Origin of the sequence: Stenotrophomonas sp. TWI819 (genome assembly GCF_039673075.1) — a bacterium.
Classification (GTDB): Bacteria; Pseudomonadota; Gammaproteobacteria; order Xanthomonadales; family Xanthomonadaceae; genus Stenotrophomonas; species Stenotrophomonas rhizophila_B.
Genome location: NZ_JBDJKY010000005.1, coordinates 1 through 17355, shown reverse-complemented (window position 1 = coordinate 17355; position 17355 = coordinate 1). Strand labels below are relative to the sequence as shown.

16 protein-coding genes and 3 tRNA genes are annotated in these 17355 nt (G+C 63.4%); all 19 read right to left on the bottom strand.

From position 1 onward, the window contains the following. Positions 1-203: 203 nt before the first annotated feature. Positions 204-280 (bottom strand) — tRNA-Met (locus ABE463_RS08230). A 153-nt stretch (positions 281-433) separates the two neighbouring features. Next, positions 434-510: transfer RNA gene (locus ABE463_RS08225), tRNA-Met, on the bottom strand. Between the two features lie 121 nt (positions 511-631). Further along, on the bottom strand, positions 632-2092 hold the full coding sequence (gene nuoN, locus ABE463_RS08220; RefSeq protein WP_259261441.1) for an NADH-quinone oxidoreductase subunit NuoN: 1461 nt from the start codon (positions 2090-2092) through the stop codon (positions 632-634). Between the two features lie 36 nt (positions 2093-2128). After that, entirely contained in the window at positions 2129-3637 is a 1509-nt protein-coding gene (locus ABE463_RS08215; protein WP_346467814.1) for an NADH-quinone oxidoreductase subunit M, read from the bottom strand. Between the two features lie 23 nt (positions 3638-3660). After that, positions 3661-5859, bottom strand: coding sequence for an NADH-quinone oxidoreductase subunit L (gene nuoL / locus ABE463_RS08210; protein ID WP_346467813.1), 2199 nt, complete (start codon positions 5857-5859; stop codon positions 3661-3663). Between the two features lie 7 nt (positions 5860-5866). Further along, positions 5867-6172, bottom strand: a complete 306-nt coding sequence (gene nuoK / locus ABE463_RS08205; RefSeq protein WP_019182685.1) for an NADH-quinone oxidoreductase subunit NuoK — start codon at positions 6170-6172, stop codon at positions 5867-5869. Continuing rightward, positions 6169-6825 carry an NADH-quinone oxidoreductase subunit J gene (locus tag ABE463_RS08200; RefSeq protein WP_121041162.1) on the bottom strand — a complete coding sequence of 219 codons (657 nt, stop codon included), beginning with the start codon at positions 6823-6825 and terminating at the stop codon, positions 6169-6171. The genes nuoK and ABE463_RS08200 overlap by 4 nt, the downstream gene beginning before the upstream one ends. 9 nt (positions 6826-6834) lie before the next feature. Then, entirely contained in the window at positions 6835-7323 is a 489-nt protein-coding gene (nuoI, locus tag ABE463_RS08195; protein WP_121038409.1) for an NADH-quinone oxidoreductase subunit NuoI, read from the bottom strand. Positions 7324-7326: 3 nt separating this feature from the next. After that, positions 7327-8418 (bottom strand): NADH-quinone oxidoreductase subunit NuoH, encoded by a 1092-nt coding sequence (gene nuoH / locus ABE463_RS08190; RefSeq protein WP_102788058.1) that lies wholly within the window; start codon positions 8416-8418, stop codon positions 7327-7329. Next, a complete protein-coding gene (gene nuoG, locus ABE463_RS08185) occupies positions 8415-10664 on the bottom strand; it encodes an NADH-quinone oxidoreductase subunit NuoG (RefSeq protein ID WP_346467812.1) in 2250 nt (749 codons plus the stop codon). The genes nuoH and nuoG overlap by 4 nt, the downstream gene beginning before the upstream one ends. Next, positions 10661-12001, bottom strand: a complete 1341-nt coding sequence (gene nuoF, locus ABE463_RS08180) for an NADH-quinone oxidoreductase subunit NuoF (protein WP_123730636.1) — start codon at positions 11999-12001, stop codon at positions 10661-10663. The genes nuoG and nuoF overlap by 4 nt, the downstream gene beginning before the upstream one ends. Positions 12002-12004: 3 nt before the next feature. Beyond that, positions 12005-12532 carry an NADH-quinone oxidoreductase subunit NuoE gene (gene nuoE, locus ABE463_RS08175; RefSeq protein ID WP_121038421.1) on the bottom strand — a complete coding sequence of 176 codons (528 nt, stop codon included), beginning with the start codon at positions 12530-12532 and terminating at the stop codon, positions 12005-12007. 94 nt (positions 12533-12626) lie between these two features. After that, complete coding sequence (locus tag ABE463_RS08170; RefSeq protein WP_121038424.1) at positions 12627-13934, bottom strand: NADH-quinone oxidoreductase subunit D; 1308 nt, start codon at positions 13932-13934, stop codon at positions 12627-12629. Beyond that, entirely contained in the window at positions 13931-14683 is a 753-nt protein-coding gene (locus ABE463_RS08165) for an NADH-quinone oxidoreductase subunit C (RefSeq protein WP_121038427.1), read from the bottom strand. The genes ABE463_RS08170 and ABE463_RS08165 overlap by 4 nt, the downstream gene beginning before the upstream one ends. Positions 14684-14715: 32 nt before the next feature. Next, entirely contained in the window at positions 14716-15270 is a 555-nt protein-coding gene (locus ABE463_RS08160; protein ID WP_019182677.1) for an NADH-quinone oxidoreductase subunit B, read from the bottom strand. Beyond that, the gene (locus ABE463_RS08155; RefSeq protein WP_026069699.1) at positions 15261-15617 is read right to left on the bottom strand and encodes an NADH-quinone oxidoreductase subunit A; all 357 of its coding nucleotides are present in this window, start codon (positions 15615-15617) and stop codon (positions 15261-15263) included. Before ABE463_RS08155 ends, ABE463_RS08160 begins: the two co-directional genes overlap by 10 nt. A 112-nt stretch (positions 15618-15729) precedes the next feature. Next, positions 15730-15814: transfer RNA gene (locus tag ABE463_RS08150), tRNA-Leu, on the bottom strand. A 49-nt stretch (positions 15815-15863) separates the two neighbouring features. Next, entirely contained in the window at positions 15864-16304 is a 441-nt protein-coding gene (gene secG / locus ABE463_RS08145; RefSeq protein WP_026069698.1) for a preprotein translocase subunit SecG, read from the bottom strand. Positions 16305-16359: 55 nt separating this feature from the next. Beyond that, a complete protein-coding gene (gene tpiA, locus ABE463_RS08140) occupies positions 16360-17115 on the bottom strand; it encodes a triose-phosphate isomerase (RefSeq protein WP_346467811.1) in 756 nt (251 codons plus the stop codon). Between the last annotated feature and the right edge of the window lie 240 nt (positions 17116-17355).

Genomic DNA, 17355 nt, shown 5'->3' with positions numbered 1-17355 from the left:
TCCATGGGGGCTCATGGGCGACATCCATGTCGCCCCAATGGTCCCGCCAACCTGCCCCCACCGCTGCCTGCACACATGGCAGGTCAGTCATCGAGGTCACGTGCAAAGGCAAAGCAACAGCGAAGGCGATGCCATAACGAAAAAAGCGACCTCGTTGCCGAGATCGCCTTTTCGTCTACTGCATCTGCACTGCAGATTTTCTGTGGTAGCGGGGGCAGGATTTGAACCTGCGACCTTCGGGTTATGAGCCCGACGAGCTGCCAGACTGCTCCACCCCGCAGCAGAAGCGGAATTGTAAGGGAGTTTGAGTTCCCGTGCAACCCCTTTGAAACATCGGCTGTGCAAAGCGAGCCAGACCCTGGAACGAAAAAAGCGACACCGTTTCCGGTATCGCTTGATTCGTCCACTGCCTCCGGTTTGCACCGGAGCTATATGGTAGCGGGGGCAGGATTTGAACCTGCGACCTTCGGGTTATGAGCCCGACGAGCTGCCAGACTGCTCCACCCCGCAGCAGAAGCGGATGAGTGCGGAAGACCCGAGGGACTTCCTAGCAACGATGTTCTGGCGAAACCGCTGCATCAACAACTCAGGAGATGAATATTACACGAGTTGCGCACGTTTGTATCGTTTTTTACGAAATATGTGCAAATGCCTGCTGGCACCACACCATGATCGGGTTCCACGCCACACCCAGGGCCAGCAGCGCCAGGGCATTCACGCCCAGCACCACGCCCAGCACGCGGTCGTTGTTGGCCGGCAGCGGCTCACCCACCGGCTCATCGAAGTACATGACCTTGATCACGCGCAGGTAGTAGAAGCAGCCGATCACGGCGCAGATCACGCCGACCATGGCCAGCCACAGCATGTCGCCCTGGATCGCGGCACCGAGCACGGCCAGTTTGGTCCAGAAGCCCAGGAACGGCGGGATGCCTGCCAGCGACGCCATGATGCACAGCACCAGGCCGGCCATCCACGGGTTGCGGGCATTCAGACCCTTGAAGTCTTCGATCTTCTCGGCTTCAAAGCCATTGCGCGACAAGGCGATGATCGCGCCGAACGCGGCAGTGGACATGATCGCGTAGCTCAGGGCGTAGAACAGCGCCGCCGAGTAACCCCGCTCGCCACCACCGGCCATGCCCATCAGCAGGAAGCCGATGTGCGAGACGGTCGAGAACGCGAGCATGCGCTTGAGGTTGGTCTGCGCGATCGCCATCAGGTTGCCGATCACCAGCGACAGTGCGGCCAGGCCACCGATCAGGTACTTCCACTCGTCGGCCAGCGGACCCACGCCCATTTCCAGCAGGCGGTAGGCCATGCCGAACGCCGCCAGCTTCGGGGCCGAGCTGATGAACAGCGCGACCGGTGCCGGGGCACCCTGGTACACGTCGGGCAGCCACATGTGGAACGGTGCCGCACCCAGCTTGAAGGCCACGCCGGCGATCATGAACACCGCGCCGGTCAGCAGCAGCATCTTCTCTTCGGTATGCGGAATGGCCGCGTTGATGGCGTCCAGGTGCAGCGAGCCGGTGGCGCCGTAGATCAGCGACATGCCGTACAGCAGCAGGCCCGAGGCGAGCGAGCCGAGCACGATGTACTTCATCGCCGCTTCCGAAGCCAGGCCGTTTTCACGGTTGCTGGCGACCAGCGCGTAGGAGCACAGCGCCAGCAGTTCCAGGCCGAGATAGACCATCAGCAGGCTGCCGGCCGAGACCAGGATCATCATGCCCGCGGTGGCGAACAGAATCAGCACCGGGATTTCGCCCTGGTAGAGCTTGCGCTCGCGCAGGTAGCTCCAGCCGTAGATCAGGGTCAGGCCGCTGCACAGCACGATCACGGTCTTCATCACGTCGGCCGCGGTGTCGCGGACGAACATGCCGTGGAAGACCTCGCCCTGCCCGCCCACTCCGGTGGCGAGCATGAAGAACACGACCGCCAGCGCGGCGACCGAGAACAGGTGGGTCCAGATCTTGTTCTTTTCACTGATGAAAAGATCAAGCATCAACAGGGCGAACGCACTGCCGACCAGCACCAGCTCGGGAGCGAGCGGCGGGAGGTCAGCGGCGGTCAGTGGCAACAGCGGCGAGGTGGTCATCATCAAATCCTGGAATCAATACTCTCGACGGCCCGATTACAGCAGCTTGCTGGATGCGATCTGCATCGCCAGCTTCGCGATCGAGGGCTCCATCAGGTCGGTCAGCGGCTTGGGGTACAGGCCCAGGGCAAGGGTGCCCACGGCGAATACACCCAACACCAGCCACTCGCGACCGTTGATGTCCTTCAGTTCGGCGACATGGGCGTTGGCCACCTCACCGAAGAACACGCGCTTGTACAGCCACAGCGTATACGCCGCGGTGATCACCAAGGTGCTCGCCGCGCCGAGTGCCAGCCACGGATTGCGCTGGAAGCTGGCCATGATGATCATGAATTCACCGACGAAACCGCTGGTACCCGGCAGACCGGCATTGGCCATGAAGAAGAGCATGGCGAAGGTGGCGAACCAGGGCATGACGTTGACCACGCCGCCGTAATCGGCGATGCGGCGGCTGTGCATGCGGTCGTACAGCACGCCGACGCAGGAGAACATCGCGCCGGACACGAAGCCGTGCGAGACCATCTGCACCATTGCACCCTGCAGGCCCAGGCGGGCCGCATCCGGATTGCCGGCGTCACGCACCAGCCACAGGGCGATGAAGGTACCCAGGGTCACGAAGCCCATGTGCGCGATCGACGAATAGGCGATCAGCTTCTTCATGTCGTCCTGCACCAGGGCGACCAGGCCGACGTAGATCACCGCGATCAGCGACAGCGTGATCACCAGCCATGCCCATTCCTGCGAGGCGTCCGGGACGATCGGCAGGTTGAAGCGCAGGAAGCCGTAGCCACCGATCTTCAGCGCGATCGCGGCCAGGATCACCGAACCGGCGGTGGGCGCTTCGACGTGGGCGTCCGGCAGCCAGGTGTGGACCGGGAACATCGGCACCTTGACCGCAAACGCGATCAGGAACGCGAAGAATATCCAGGTCTGTTCCTTGCCCGACAGCTGCAGCTGGTACAGGTCGGCCAGCTGGAAGCTGCCGCCCTTCAGGTACAGGTAGATCAAGGCCACCAGCATCAGCACCGAGCCGAGGAAGGTGTACAGGAAGAACTTCAGCGCGGCGTAGATGCGGCGCGGGCCACCCCAGACACCGATGATCAGGAACATCGGGATCAGCATCGCTTCGAAGAACACGTAGAACAGCATCGCGTCCGTCGCAGCAAAGATGCCGACCGTGACGCCTTCCAGGATCAGGAAGGCGGCCACGTACTGGTTCACGCGCTTGTCGATCGCGCTCCAGGCACCGATCAGGGCCAGCACCGAGACCAGCGTGGTCAGCAGGATCAGCGCGATCGCGATGCCGTCGACGCCCAGGTTGTAGCCGATGTCGTAGGCGGGAATCCAGGCGCGGGTCTCGACGAACTGCAGCGCGTCGTTCCCCACGTCGTAGCCGCTGAGCAGCGACAGGCTGGCCACGAAGGTCAGCACCGCGACGCCCAGGGACGCCCACCGGGCGGTTTGGGCATCACGGATGGCAAGGATCAAGGCACCGCCGATGATCGGCAGCCAGATGAGAACACTAAGTAGGGGCCAGTTCGACACGTCTTCTTATTCCGTACAGGTCATCAACGCAGGTAATGCATCAGGACGCCCAGAAGGGCAATCAGGCCGATGATCATCGCGAAGGCGTAGTGATAGAGGAAACCGGATTGGGTGCGACGCAGCAGGTTGGCCGCCAGATCGATCAGGCGCGCCGAACCGTTGACCACCACACCATCGACCACATTCGTGTCGATCGCGCGCGAAACCTTGCTGAGCTTGATACCGCCGCCGGCGAAACCGCCGATCCAGAGCTTGTCGAAGCCGTACTTGTTCTCCAGCACCGACACGATCGGCGCGAAGGTCTTGCGGGCCTTGCCGGCCAGTTCCGGCTTCCACAGGTAGAACAGCGCCGCCAGCAGGAAGCCGACCACCGTCAGGATGAAGGCCGGGGCCATCATGCCGTGGATCGCGAAGGCCACCGGGCCGTGGAACTCTTCGGCCAGCGCACCGATGGTGTTGCGCGCCGGGTCGTAGAAATCAACGATGCCGGTGAAGAACGAATGCGTCTGGCCCGGGATGGCGGTCTCGGCGTGGTGGCCGGCCCAGTCGGTGCCATACAGCATCGGACCGATGCTGAAGAAACCGATGACCATCGAGGGAATCGCCAGCAGGATCAGCGGCAGCGTCACCACCCACGGGGTTTCGTGCGGCTCATGCGCGCCATGGCCGTGGCCATGATCGTCATGATGCGCGTCGCCATGGTGGGCATCGGCGGCATGCGCGTCAGCGGCGTGGTGATCGTCATGGCCGTGACCATGGCCATGATCGTCATGCGCATCGCGGAAGCGCTCCTTGCCATGGAAGGTCAGGAACAGCAGGCGGAAGCTGTAGAAGCTGGTGACGACCACGCCACCCAGCACCGCCCAGTACCCGTAGGTCGCCACCCAGCTCGAGGACACATGCGCGTGGTGCTGCGCGGCCTCGATGATGGTGTCCTTGGAGTAGAAGCCGGAGAAGAACGGGGTACCGACCAGGGCCAGCGTACCGATCCACATGGTGACAAAGGTGATCGGCATGTACTTGCGCAGGCCGCCCATCTTGCGCATGTCCTGCTCGTGGTGCATGGCGATGATCACCGAGCCCGCGCCGAGGAACAGCAGCGCCTTGAAGAAGGCGTGGGTCATCAGGTGGAACACGGCCGCCGAGTAGGCCGACACACCCAGGGCGACGGTCATGTAACCCAGCTGGGACAGCGTGGAGTACGCGACGACGCGCTTGATGTCGTTCTGCACGATGCCGATCAGGCCGGTGAAGAACGCGGTGGTGGCACCGATGAACAGCACGAAGTTCAGCGCGGTCTGCGACAGCTCGAACAGCGGCGACATGCGGGTGACCATGAAGATACCCGCGGTGACCATGGTCGCGGCGTGGATCAGGGCCGAGATCGGGGTCGGGCCTTCCATCGAGTCCGGCAGCCAGACATGCAGCGGCACCTGGGCCGACTTGCCCATCGCACCGATGAACAGGCAGATGCAGATCACGGTGGCGACCGACCAGATCACCGGCTCGCTCATCACCGGGATGGAGGTGCCGAACAGGTTGATCGTGCCCGACCAGATCTGGATCAGCGCATCCGGATGGCCCAGCACCTGGGCATTGGCGAACACGGTGGCGTAATCCAGCGAGCCGAACACCCACAGCACACCGGCGATGCCGAGGATGAAGCCGAAGTCACCGACACGGTTGACCAGGAAGGCCTTCATGTTGGCGAAGATGGCGGTCGGGCGCTTGAACCAGAAGCCGATCAGCAGGTACGAAACGAGGCCCACCGCTTCCCAGCCGAAGAACAGCTGCAGGAAGTTGTTGCTCATCACCAGGGTGAGCATCGAGAAGGTGAACAGCGAGATGTAGCTGAAGAACCGCTGGTAACCCGGGTCATCCTGCATGTAGCCGATGGTGTACACGTGCACCAGGAAGGACACGAAGGTCACCACGACCATCATCATCGCGGTGAGTTTGTCGACCATGAAGCCGACGTGCGCCGAGTACTGGCCAACATCGAAGAACGTATAGAGGTTCTGGTTGAACGGCTGGGCGCCGCCCCACAGCAGCATGTACAGCACATAGCTGGACAGCACGCAGCTGACCGCCACGCCGAGGATGGTGACCGCCTGCGCGCCAGCGCGACCGACCTGACGACCGAACAGGCCGGCGATGATGCTGCCGAACAGCGGTGCGAGCACCACTGCGATCAACAGACTCTTGGAGAGAGTGATTTCCATCTACGGATCAGCCCTTCAGCGAATCGACTTCGCCGACATTGATGGTGCGGCGAGTACGGAACAGGGTTACCAGGATCGCGAGGCCGATGGCGGCCTCGGCCGCGGCCACGGTCAGGATGAAGAAGACGAACAGCTGTCCGGCCGTATCACCCATCTCACGCGAGAACCCGACGAAATTGATGTTGACCGACAGCAGCATCAACTCGATGGACATCAACAGCACGATGATGTTCTTGCGGTTGAGGAAGATGCCGGCAAGGCTGATGCAGAACAGCACCGCACCCAGCGCCAGAATGTGGCCAAGCGTGATCATGGCTGCGCCTCCTCGTTGCTGGACGGCTTGATGTTGGTGTGCACGACCGGCTTCTCCACATCCATCTTGACGATGCGCAGGCGATCGCTGCCCTTGACCATGGTCTGCTCGGACGGGTTCTGGGTCTTCAGGCCTGTGCGGCGACGCAGGGTCAGCATCACGGCGGCAACCACGGCCACGGTCAGGATGACGGCGGCGAACTCGAACGGCAGCAGGTACTCGGTGAACAGGCTGCGCGCCAGCCAGGTGATGTTGGAGGTGTCAGCCGCCAGCGCGGCAGCGTTGTCGGCGGGGAACGGATTGACCGCCCTGCCCTTCACGCCGATCAGCACCAGCATCTGCACGAGCATCGTCACCGCCACCACCAGGCCGAGCGGCAGGTAACGTACCCAGCCCTCACGCAGGTTGGAGGGATCGATGTCCAGCATCATCACCACGAACAGGAACAGCACCATGACCGCGCCGACGTAGACCAGCACCAGCGCGACACCGAGGAACTCGGCCCCGACCAGGATCCAGATGCAGGCCACGGAGAAGAAGGTCAGGATCAGGCACAACACGGCGTAGACCGGATTGCGCACGCTGATCACCGCCGCAGCGGAAATGCCCGCCACGATGGAGAAGACCCAGAAACTGATATTTACCCAATCCATCATTCGACCTCAGCGGAAAGCGGCATCGGCGGCGCGACGCTCGGCGATCTCGGCTTCAAGCCGATCACCGATGGCCAGCAGCTGCGGCTTGGTAACGATGTTCTCGCCACGGTTCTCGAAGTGGTACTCGAGAATGTGGGTCTCGACGATCGAGTCCACCGGGCAGCTTTCTTCACAGAAGCCGCAGAAGATGCACTTGAACAGATCGATGTCGTAACGGGTGGTACGGCGGGTGCCGTCCTCGCGCTTGGCCGAATCGATGGTGATCGCCAGCGCCGGGCACACCGCTTCGCACAATTTGCATGCGATGCAGCGTTCCTCACCGTTGGGGTAGCGGCGAAGTGCATGCAGACCGCGGAAACGCGGCGACTGCGGGAACTTCTCCATCGGGTACATCATCGTGTACTTCGGCTTGAAGGCGTACTTCAGGGTCAGCCACAGACCACCGAGCAGCTCAAGGAGCAGCAGGCTTTTGAAGTAATGGGTAATTCGGTTCATCGCTTAGACGCCCTTCTGGATCACGCCGTAAAACACCATCAACGCCGTCACTGCAATCCAGAAGATGGTGAGCGGGATGAAGACCTTCCAGCCCAGACGCATGATCTGGTCGTAACGGAAGCGCGGGAAGCTGGCACGGAACCAGATGTAGGAGCTGGCGAAGAAGAAGACCTTCAGCAGCAGCCACGGCCAGCCGCCCTTCCAGATCCAGTCGATCCACGGCGAGATGTCTGCCGTGATCCACCCCTGGAGCGGGCTCAGCCAACCACCGAGGAAGAAGATCGAGATCAGGAAGCTGATCAGGATCATGTTGGCGTATTCGGCCAGGAAGAACAGCGCGAACGCACCACCGGAGTATTCGACCATGTGGCCGGCCACGATTTCCGATTCACCTTCCACGACGTCGAACGGCGCGCGGTTGGTTTCGGCGACGCCGGACACCCAGTACACGATGAACAACGGGAACAGCGGCAGCAGGAACCAGTCGAACAGACCGGAGTTGCCCGCCTGCGCCATCACGATGTTGCTCAGGTTGAGGCTGCCCGAGGCGATCATCACGCCGACCAGGGCGAAGCCCATCGCGATTTCGTAGCTGATCATCTGCGCCGAGGCGCGCATGGCACCCAGGAACGCGTACTTCGAGTTGGACGCCCAACCGGCCAGGATGATGCCGTACACGCCCAGCGAGGTCATCGCCAGCAGATACAGCAGGCCGGCGTTGGCGTTGGACAGCACGATCTGTGCGTCGAAGGGAATCACCGACCAGGCTGCGAAGGCCGGGCCCAGCGTGATCAGCGGCGCAAGGATGAACATCGCCTTGTGCGAGCTGCTCGGCTGGATGATTTCCTTGAACAGCAGTTTGAAGACGTCGGCGAAGGCCTGGAAGATGCCCATGCCGACATACATCGGGCCATGACGCACGTGCATCCAGCCGATCAGCTTGCGCTCCCAGACCACGTAGAAGGCCACCGAAATGATCACCGGCATGGCGATCACCAGGATCTTCAGGATGATCCAGAGCAGCGCGCCGATGTCGCCCAGTGACAGCAGCCACTGGTGCAGCGGGTCGACCGCGTTCAACAGCAATTCGTTCATGCAGCCACCACCGTTACGCGTGCGGCACCCAGCGGTGCGGTTGCACCGTGGCCCGATTCAATCCAGACCGAACCCGCGGCGACGCGGGCGTCCACCACCACCGGCAGGGTGGCGCGACCGGCATCGGTGCCGACCTTGGCCATCTGCCCTTCGACCAACTGCAGGCGGGCGGCATCGGCGGTGTTGAGCACGATGCGCGGCGCGGTGTTGAGCGGATGCGACTGCAGTGCCTGGGCGCGACGGACCACCGCATCGGTGCGGTAGATCGCGGCGGTCGAGGTCACTTCCAGGCCCTCGCCTGCCACCGGCGTTGCCGCCGAGGAAGAGACGGTGACGCTGACCGGTGCCAGGCTGGCGCGCAGGCCGGCCAGATCGGTGAACTCGAAACCGGCCAGCGACAGTTCGCCGCCCAGTGCACGCAGCACGCGCCAGCCTTCACGCGCCTCGCCCGGCAGCTTGCCGCCGGCACGGGCCGACTGCTCGCGACCATCGAGGTTGGTCAGGGTGGCATCCACTTCCGGCAGTGCACCGATCGGCAGGATCACGTCGGCGACATCGCGGGTCGAGGCACAGGCGAACTGGCTGAAAGCCACCACCTGGGCACCGGCCAGTGCCTTGCGGGCAGCGGCGGCGTCGGCGAAGTCCAGGCCCGGCTCGATGCCGTAGATCGCATAGGCCTTGCGCGGCTGGGCCAGCATGGCGTTGACGTCCTTGCCGGCCGGCAGCACGCCGGCGCGGGTCAGACCCACGGCATTGGCGCCCTGCGGGATACGGCACAGCTTGGCACCGGTTGCAGCGGCGAAATCACGCGCGGCGGCGCGGATCGCGGCAGCCTGCGGGTGGTTTTCGGCGATGCCACCGACGATCAGCACGGCGTTGCTGGCGCCCTTGACGGCATCCCGCAGCTCGGCATTGCCCAGTGCGTCGATGAAGGCCGACGGGGCGACGATCTGCTTGCTGGCCAGCTTGAACGCGAAATCGAAGTCCACCGGATTGACGGCGTGGATCTTCGCGTTGCGCGTGGTCTGCGCCTTGCGCAGGCGGGCATGCAGCAGCGGCAGCTCGTGGCGGATGTTGCTGCCGAGCACGACGATGCTGTCCGCGCCTTCGATCTCGGCCAGCGGCAGGCCGAACACTTCGGCGGTGGCGGCGTCGGAGAAGTCGCGGTTGTTGATGCGGTGATCGATGTTCGTGGTGCCCAGGCCGGCGGCGAGACGGGCCAGCAGTGCGCCCTCCTCGTTCGAGGCCGACGGGTGCACCAGCACGCCGAGGTCGTCGCCCTGGTTGGCGGCGAAAATTTCCTTGGCAGCGGCCAGGCCTTCAGCCCAGCTCACTTCCTTCCACTCGCCATTGAGCTTGCGCAGCGGCTTGACCGCACGGTCATCGCTGTACAGGCCCTGGTGCGAATAGCGGTCACGATCGGACAGCCAGCATTCGTTGACCGACTCGTTGTCGCGCGGCACGGCGCGCAGCACTTCGCCGCGGCGCACGTGCAGGAACAGGTTCGAGCCCATCGCATCGTGGTAACCCAGCGACTCGCGCGCGGTCAGTTCCCACGGACGGGCGCGGAACTGGAACACCTTGTTGGTCAGCGCACCGACCGGGCAGACGTCGACGACGTTGCCGGACAGCTCGGTGGTCAGCGGCTTGCCGTCGTAGGTGCCGATCTGCAGGCTTTCACCGCGGTACATGCCACCCAGTTCATAGGTACCGGCAACGTCGGCGGTGAAGCGGACGCAGCGGGTGCACTGGATGCAGCGGGTCATTTCGGTGGCGACCAGCGGACCGATGTCCTCGTCGGGCACCACGCGCTTGCGCTCGTTGAAGCGGCTGACCGAACGGCCATAGCCCAGCGATACGTCCTGCAGTTCGCACTCGCCGCCCTGATCGCAGATCGGGCAGTCCAGCGGATGGTTGATCAGCAGGAATTCCATCACCGAGCGCTGGAACTTCAGCGCCTTTTCACTGCGGGTGGCGACCTTCATGCCATCCATGACAGGCGTCGCGCAGGCCGGTGCCGGCTTGGGCGACTTTTCCACGTCGACCAGGCACATGCGGCAGTTGGCGGCGATCGGCAGCTTCTCGTGGTAGCAGAAGCGCGGGATCGGAATGCCCGCCTTGTCGGCGGCCTGGATGATCATCGAGCCCTTGGGCACGACCAGGGACTGGCCGTCGATTTCGACGGTGACATGTCCCTCGGGCACCACGGCCGGCGTCACGCCCGGGTTGTTGGGTTGCGCGCTCATGCGGCGGCTGCCTCCACCTTCTTGCCGTCAACCATCGAATGACCGTTGACGATGTAGTACTCGAATTCGTCCCAGAACTGGCGCAGGAAGCCCTGGATGGGCCATGCCGCCGCTTCACCGAACGCGCAGATGGTGTGACCTTCAATCTGGCCGGCCACCGTCTTCAACTGATGCAGGTCTTCCATCGTGGCCTTGCCGGCGACGATGCGCTCCAGCACGCGGTGCATCCAGCCGGTGCCTTCACGGCACGGGGTGCACTGCCCACAGGATTCCTTGTGGAAGAACTGCGAGATACGGCAGGCGAACTTGACGCAGCAGACGCTGTCGTCCAGCACCACGATTGCGCCCGACCCCAGACCGGTGCCCAGGGCACGCAGGGTGTCGTAGTCCATCTGCAGGCCCTTGAGCTCTTCAGCCTTCAGCACCGGCATCGAGACGCCGCCCGGGACCGCGCCCTTGAGCGTGCGGCCCGGCTTCAGACCACCGGCCATTTCCAGCAGGTCGTCGAAGGTGGTGCCCAGCGGCACTTCGAAGTTGCCGCCCTTCTGCACGCAACCGGAAACCGAGAAGATCTTCGGACCGCCGTTCTTGGTCAGGCTCAGGCCTGCGAACCATTCCGGGCCGTTGCGGATGATCGCCGGCACCGAGGCATAGGTCTCGGTGTTATTGATCGTCGACGGCTTGCCGTACAGGCCGAAGTTGGCCGGGAACGGTGGCTTGTAGCGCGGCTGGCCCTTCTTGCCTTCCAGCGATTCCATCAGCGCGGTTTCTTCGCCGCAGATGTAGGCGCCGGCACCCAGCGCACCGTAGATGTCGATGTCCACGCCGCTGCCGAGGATGTCCTTGCCCAGCCAGCCGTTCGCGTATGCGTCGGCCAGGGCCTGCTCGAAGTTCTCGAACGGCTCGTGGTGGAACTCACCACGCAGGTAGTTGTAGCCCACGGTCGAGCCGGTGGCGTAGCAGGCGATCGCCATGCCTTCCACGACCGAATGCGGGTTGTAACGCAGGATGTCGCGGTCCTTGCAGGTCCCCGGCTCGGATTCATCCGAGTTGCACAGGATGTACTTCTGCATGGTGCCCTTGGGCATGAAGGACCACTTCAGGCCGGTCGGGAAACCCGCGCCGCCACGGCCGCGCAGGTTGGACTGCTTGACCATCTCGATGACCTGCTCCGGCGAGATCTTCTCTTCGAGGATCTTGCGCAGGGCGGCGTAGCCACCGGTCTTGAGGTAGCTTTCATACGACCACGGGGTGTCGTAATGCAGGGTGGTATAGACCACCTGGTGCGGCAACGGTGCGGGACCGACCGGACCACTGGGTGCGTGATGATGTGCCATGTCTTACTCCAACCCGTCCAGCAGCTCGTCGACTTTCTCGACGGTCAGGCGCTCGTGGTAATGGCCATTGATGACCATCATCGGCGCACCGGCGCAACCAGCCAGGCATTCTTCTTCGCGCTTGAGGTAGATGCGGCCATCGGCGGTGGACTGACCGGTCTTGCAGCCGAGCTTCTTCTCGGCGTGCGCGACCAGGTCTTCGGCACCGTTCAACCAGCAGCTGATGTTGGTGCAGAAGGCGACGTTGTGGCGGCCGACCTTCTCCAGTTCGAACATCGAGTAGAAGCTGGCGACCTCGTAGGCCCACACCGGCGGCAGATCCAGGTACTTGGCGACGCCGGCGATCAGTTCGTCGGTCAGCCAGCCCGCATTCTGTTCCTGTGCGGCGTGCAGGCCCTGCAGGACAGCCGAGCGCTTGCGATCCGGCGGGAACTTGGCCAGCCAGTGATCGATGTGCGCACGGGTCTTGTCATTCAAGACCACCATCGGGTCGACGTCGCGCGCCGCCTCGAAATTACCTGTCGCCTTCATCGGCCGACCTCAGCGAATACGAAATCGTTAAAAACCAGAACCTGCAGCGCCGGCAGCAGCCGGCGGGTGTCAGGCGTCGTGCAAGCGGATGCGATCACCGGTCCACCTCACCGAACACCAGATCATAGGTGCCGATCATGGCCACCACGTCGGCGAGCATGTGCCCGCGCACGATCGAGTCGATCGAGGACAGATGGGCGAAGCCCGGCGCGCGCAGATGCACGCGGAACGGCTTGTTGGCACCATCGGACATCAGGTAGCAGCCGAACTCGCCCTTGGGCGCTTCGACGGCGGCGTAGGTTTCGCCGGCGGGGACGCAGTAGCCTTCACTGAACAGCTTGAAGTGATGGATCAGCGCTTCCATGTCGTCCTTCATGTCTTCGCGGCTGGGCGGCGCGACCTTGAAGTTCTTGACCATGACCGGACCCGGGTTGGCCTTCAGCCAGGTCACGCACTGCTTGATGATGCGGTTGGATTCGCGCATCTCGGCCACGCGGCACAGGTAACGGTCGTAGCAGTCACCTTCCTTGCCGAGCGGGATGTCGAACTCGACCGCGTCGTACTTGGCATACGGCTGCTTCTTGCGCAGATCCCAGGCAATGCCCGAGCCGCGCAGCATCACGCCGGTCATGCCCCAGGCGTGGGCCAGTTCCGGGGTGACCACGCCGATGCCGACCGTACGCTGCTTCCAGATACGGTTGTCGGTCAGCAGGGTTTCGTATTCGTCGACGCGCTTGGGGAACTCAACGGTGAAGTTCTCCAGGAAATCCAGCAGCGAACCTTCGCGCGAGGCGTTGAGGTTCTTCAGGGCCTTGCCCTTGTGCCAGCGCGATTCCTTGTACTTGGGCATGTGGTCCGGCAGGTCGCGGTAGACGCCGCCCGGACGGTAGTACGCCGCGTGCATGCGCGCGCCGGAGACCGCTTCATAGCAGTCCATCAGCTCTTCACGTTCGCGGAAGGCGTACAGCATGACCGCCATCGCGCCCAGATCGAGCGCGTTGGAACCCAGCCACATCAGGTGATTCAGGATGCGGGTGATTTCGTCGAACATGGTGCGGATGTACTGGGCACGCTCGGGCGCCTCGATTCCCATCAGGGTCTCGATCGCGCGCACGTAGGCGTGCTCGTTGCACATCATCGACACGTAATCCAGGCGATCCATGTAGCCGATCGACTGGTTGAACGGCTTGGACTCGGCCAGCTTTTCGGTACCACGGTGCAGCAGGCCCACGTGGGGGTCCGCGCGCATGATGGTTTCGCCGTCCATTTCCAGGATCAGGCGCAGCACACCGTGCGCGGCCGGATGCTGCGGACCGAAGTTCATCGTGTAGTTGCGGATCTCCTGCCGGAGTTCGGCCGGATTGCTCGCAAAGGCCTGGCTGGCCTGGTGGAATTCACTCACTTGCTTGCCTCCGTCTGCGCGCTTTCGCCGGCAGCGGTCTGGAAACGGGCGTCGTCACGGATGACACGCGGCACGCCGACGCGCGGCTCGACCGAGGTCACCGGCTCGTAGATCACGCGCTGCTTCTCTTCGTCGTAGCGCACTTCGACGTTGCCGATCAGCGGGAAATCCTTGCGGAACGGGTGCCCGACGAAACCGTAGTCGGTCAGGATCCGGCGCAGGTCCGGGTGACCTTCGAAGATCACGCCGAACAGATCGAACGCTTCGCGCTCGAACCAGTTCAGGCCCGGCCAGATGTTGGTCAGCGACGCGACCACCGGCAGCTCCTCGTTCGGCGCAAAGCAACGGATGCGCATCGTGAGGTTGTGCTGGTAGGAACGCAGCTGGGTAACCACGGCAAAACGCTGCAGCGGGATCGGCTGCGGCTGGGCGCCATCGCTGGTTTCGCGGGTGGGGAATTCACCCCAGGCGAAACGACCGACGGACTTGCCCTCCACGCCACGGCTGAAGCCCTGGGACGACACATCGGCCGTATCCCATTCGTCGCTGCCATAGCCGAGGTAGTCCAGGCCGCACAGGTCAACCGCCTGCTCGAAACCGAATTCGTCGCGCAGCGCCAGAGCGGTGGCATGCCAGTCAGCGGCGGGCACTTCCAGCGTCACTTCGCCGCGGGGTTCGACCACGAAGACCTGCGCACCTGCGAAACGTGCGGAAAGTCGGTCGATGAAGGAATGTGCTTGCTCTGCCATGGGGGCTTGGCGTGCTCTTGTCAGGAGGGATGTCAGCGGGCGATGGTCTGCGTACGCCAGATCTTCTTCTGCAACTGCAGGATCCCGTACACCAGCGCTTCGGCGGTAGGTGGGCAGCCGGGGACATAGATGTCCACCGGCACCACGCGGTCACAGCCACGCACTACTGCATACGAGTAGTGGTAGTAGCCGCCACCGTTGGCGCAGCTGCCCATCGAGATGACCCACTTCGGGTCCGGCATCTGGTCATAGACCTTGCGCAGGGCCGGAGCCATCTTGTTGACCAGGGTGCCGGCCACGATCATCACGTCGGACTGACGCGGCGACGGGCGGAACACCACACCGTAACGGTCAAGATCCAGACGCGCCGCACCGGCGTGCATCATTTCCACTGCGCAGCAGGCCAGACCAAAGGTCATCGGCCACATCGAACCGGTACGCGCCCAATTCAACAGCGCATCGACGCTGGTGGTCACGTAACCCTTTTCGAGCAGGGGGTTGTCGCCTTCGGGGCGCAGGATGTCATCGACCCGCCCTTCCGGGACCGGGTTGTTCATCAGGCCGTCGAGCGTCTGAATTACTCCCATTCCAGCGCTCCCTTCTTCCAGACGTAAATGAAACCGAGGAAAAGCATGCCTACGAAGAGGCCCATCGTGACCAGCGAACGTGCGCCCAGTTCCATGAAGACCTGGGTCCACGGCACGATGAAGATGATTTCCAGATCAAATACGATGAACTGAATCGCGATCAGGTAGTAGCGCACATCGAACTTCATGCGCGCGTCCTCGAAAGCCTCGAAGCCGCATTCGTACGGCGAGAGCTTTTTAAGATCAGGACGTCGGGGACCGAGGAATCGGCCAACCAGCATCAGCGCAACGCCGATACCGGTGGCAACGATCAGAAACAGCAGAGACGGCAAATATTCGGCCAGCACAGCGATTCTCTCTTGCCTCTGCCGCTGCGCCTGCAGGCGCTTTGGCATGGGGGAGTGGACGGATACCGCTACCTGGCGCTTTGCGCGCCAGACGAACCCGCTTACAAACAAATGGTGCCCAAGAGGGGACTCGAACCCCTACGACTCTCGTCGCTACCACCTCAAGGTAGTGCGTCTACCAATTCCGCCACCTGGGCTTACGATCGCACCGGTTGTTCTCCAGTGCGCCGCATATTGTAACCGTCTTCAGCGAGTCTGGGTGCCTTCCGAAGGCTTTTCTTCACCAGATTTCGGCGTTTCCGCCTGAGCCGGCACAGTGGCCGACGGAACAGGCTGCTGCGCCGGGGTTTCCGGGGCCTTCGGCACGGCCGGAAGCTCGCCTGCCGGTGCGGCCGGCGCAGTGGCGGCCGGCGCCGACATCAGACCCAGATCCTGCTGCGCCGCCGGGCGCGAGCCATGGCTGGCGTACCAGGCCATGAAGAGGCTGATGCCGAAGAACACCACGGCCAGCCACTTGGTCGACTTGGACAGGAAGTTGGACGCGCCACGCGCGCCGAACACAGTGCCCGAGGCGCCGGCACCGAAACCCGACCCTGCGGCCGCGCCGGAACCACGCTGCATCAGGATGAGCGCGATCATGGCCACTGCGACCAGCACGTAGACCACATTGAGGATCAACATCAGCATTTCGAATCCGTCCTCGGACATGTCGTGCCGGCGGTTGGGCCGACAACGTAACTAATTAGCGCCCCGCCGCCGCGGCAGCGATGGCAAGGAAGTCCGCGGCCACCAGGGAGGCGCCGCCCACCAGCCCGCCATCGACATCGGGCTGTGCGAACAGTTCCGCGGCGTTGTCGGGCTTCACGCTGCCGCCATAGAGGATCGACAGTGAATCCGCAATTCTAGCATCGAGCTTGGCCACTTCGCCACGGATGAACGCGTGGACCTGCTGGGCCTGCTCCTTGGAGGCAGTCCGGCCGGTACCGATGGCCCAGACCGGCTCATAGGCGACCACGGCCTGGGCGAAGCCGGCGGCGCCGACCAGCTCCAGCACCGGGGCGAGCTGGGCGGCGATGACCGCCTCGGTCTGATCGGCCTCACGCTGCTCGAGGGTTTCGCCCACGCACAGGATCGGGGTCAGGCCGGCATGCAGGGCGGCGGCGAACTTGCGGGCGACCAGTTCGCTGCTTTCGGCGTGGTACTGGCGGCGTTCGGAGTGGCCGACCAGGCCATAGCGGGCACCGACTTCAGCCAGCATGGTGGCCGAGACTTCGCCGGTGTAGGCGCCCTTTTCGTTGCTGCTGACATCCTGGGAGCCGAAGGTGACGGCGCGGCCTTCGAAGGCTTCGACCAGTTCGCCCAGGTACGGGAGCGGCGGCAGGACCACGACTTCGACGCCCTGCAGTGGGAGGTCGGCAACCAGGTCACTGACCAGGTCGGTGGCGAATTGGCGGCTGCCGTGCAGCTTCCAGTTACCGGCGACGATCTTGCGGCGCATGGCGGGGGCTCCTTTGGGTATCAGCCGGCCATGATAACGGATGCAACGAAATGGCGTTGGCGGGAAAACGCTTACATTTCAATTGGATATTTATTTTTCGTTGCGGCCCCAAGTCAAAAGCAAAGGCGACGGGGCCGGTGGACGTGCCCGGACTGGGCGGGCGTGGGTGGGTTGGCGGCACACGCCGTAAACCCGTCCATGGGGGCTCGATATGCGCCATCCATGGCGCATAACGGTCCC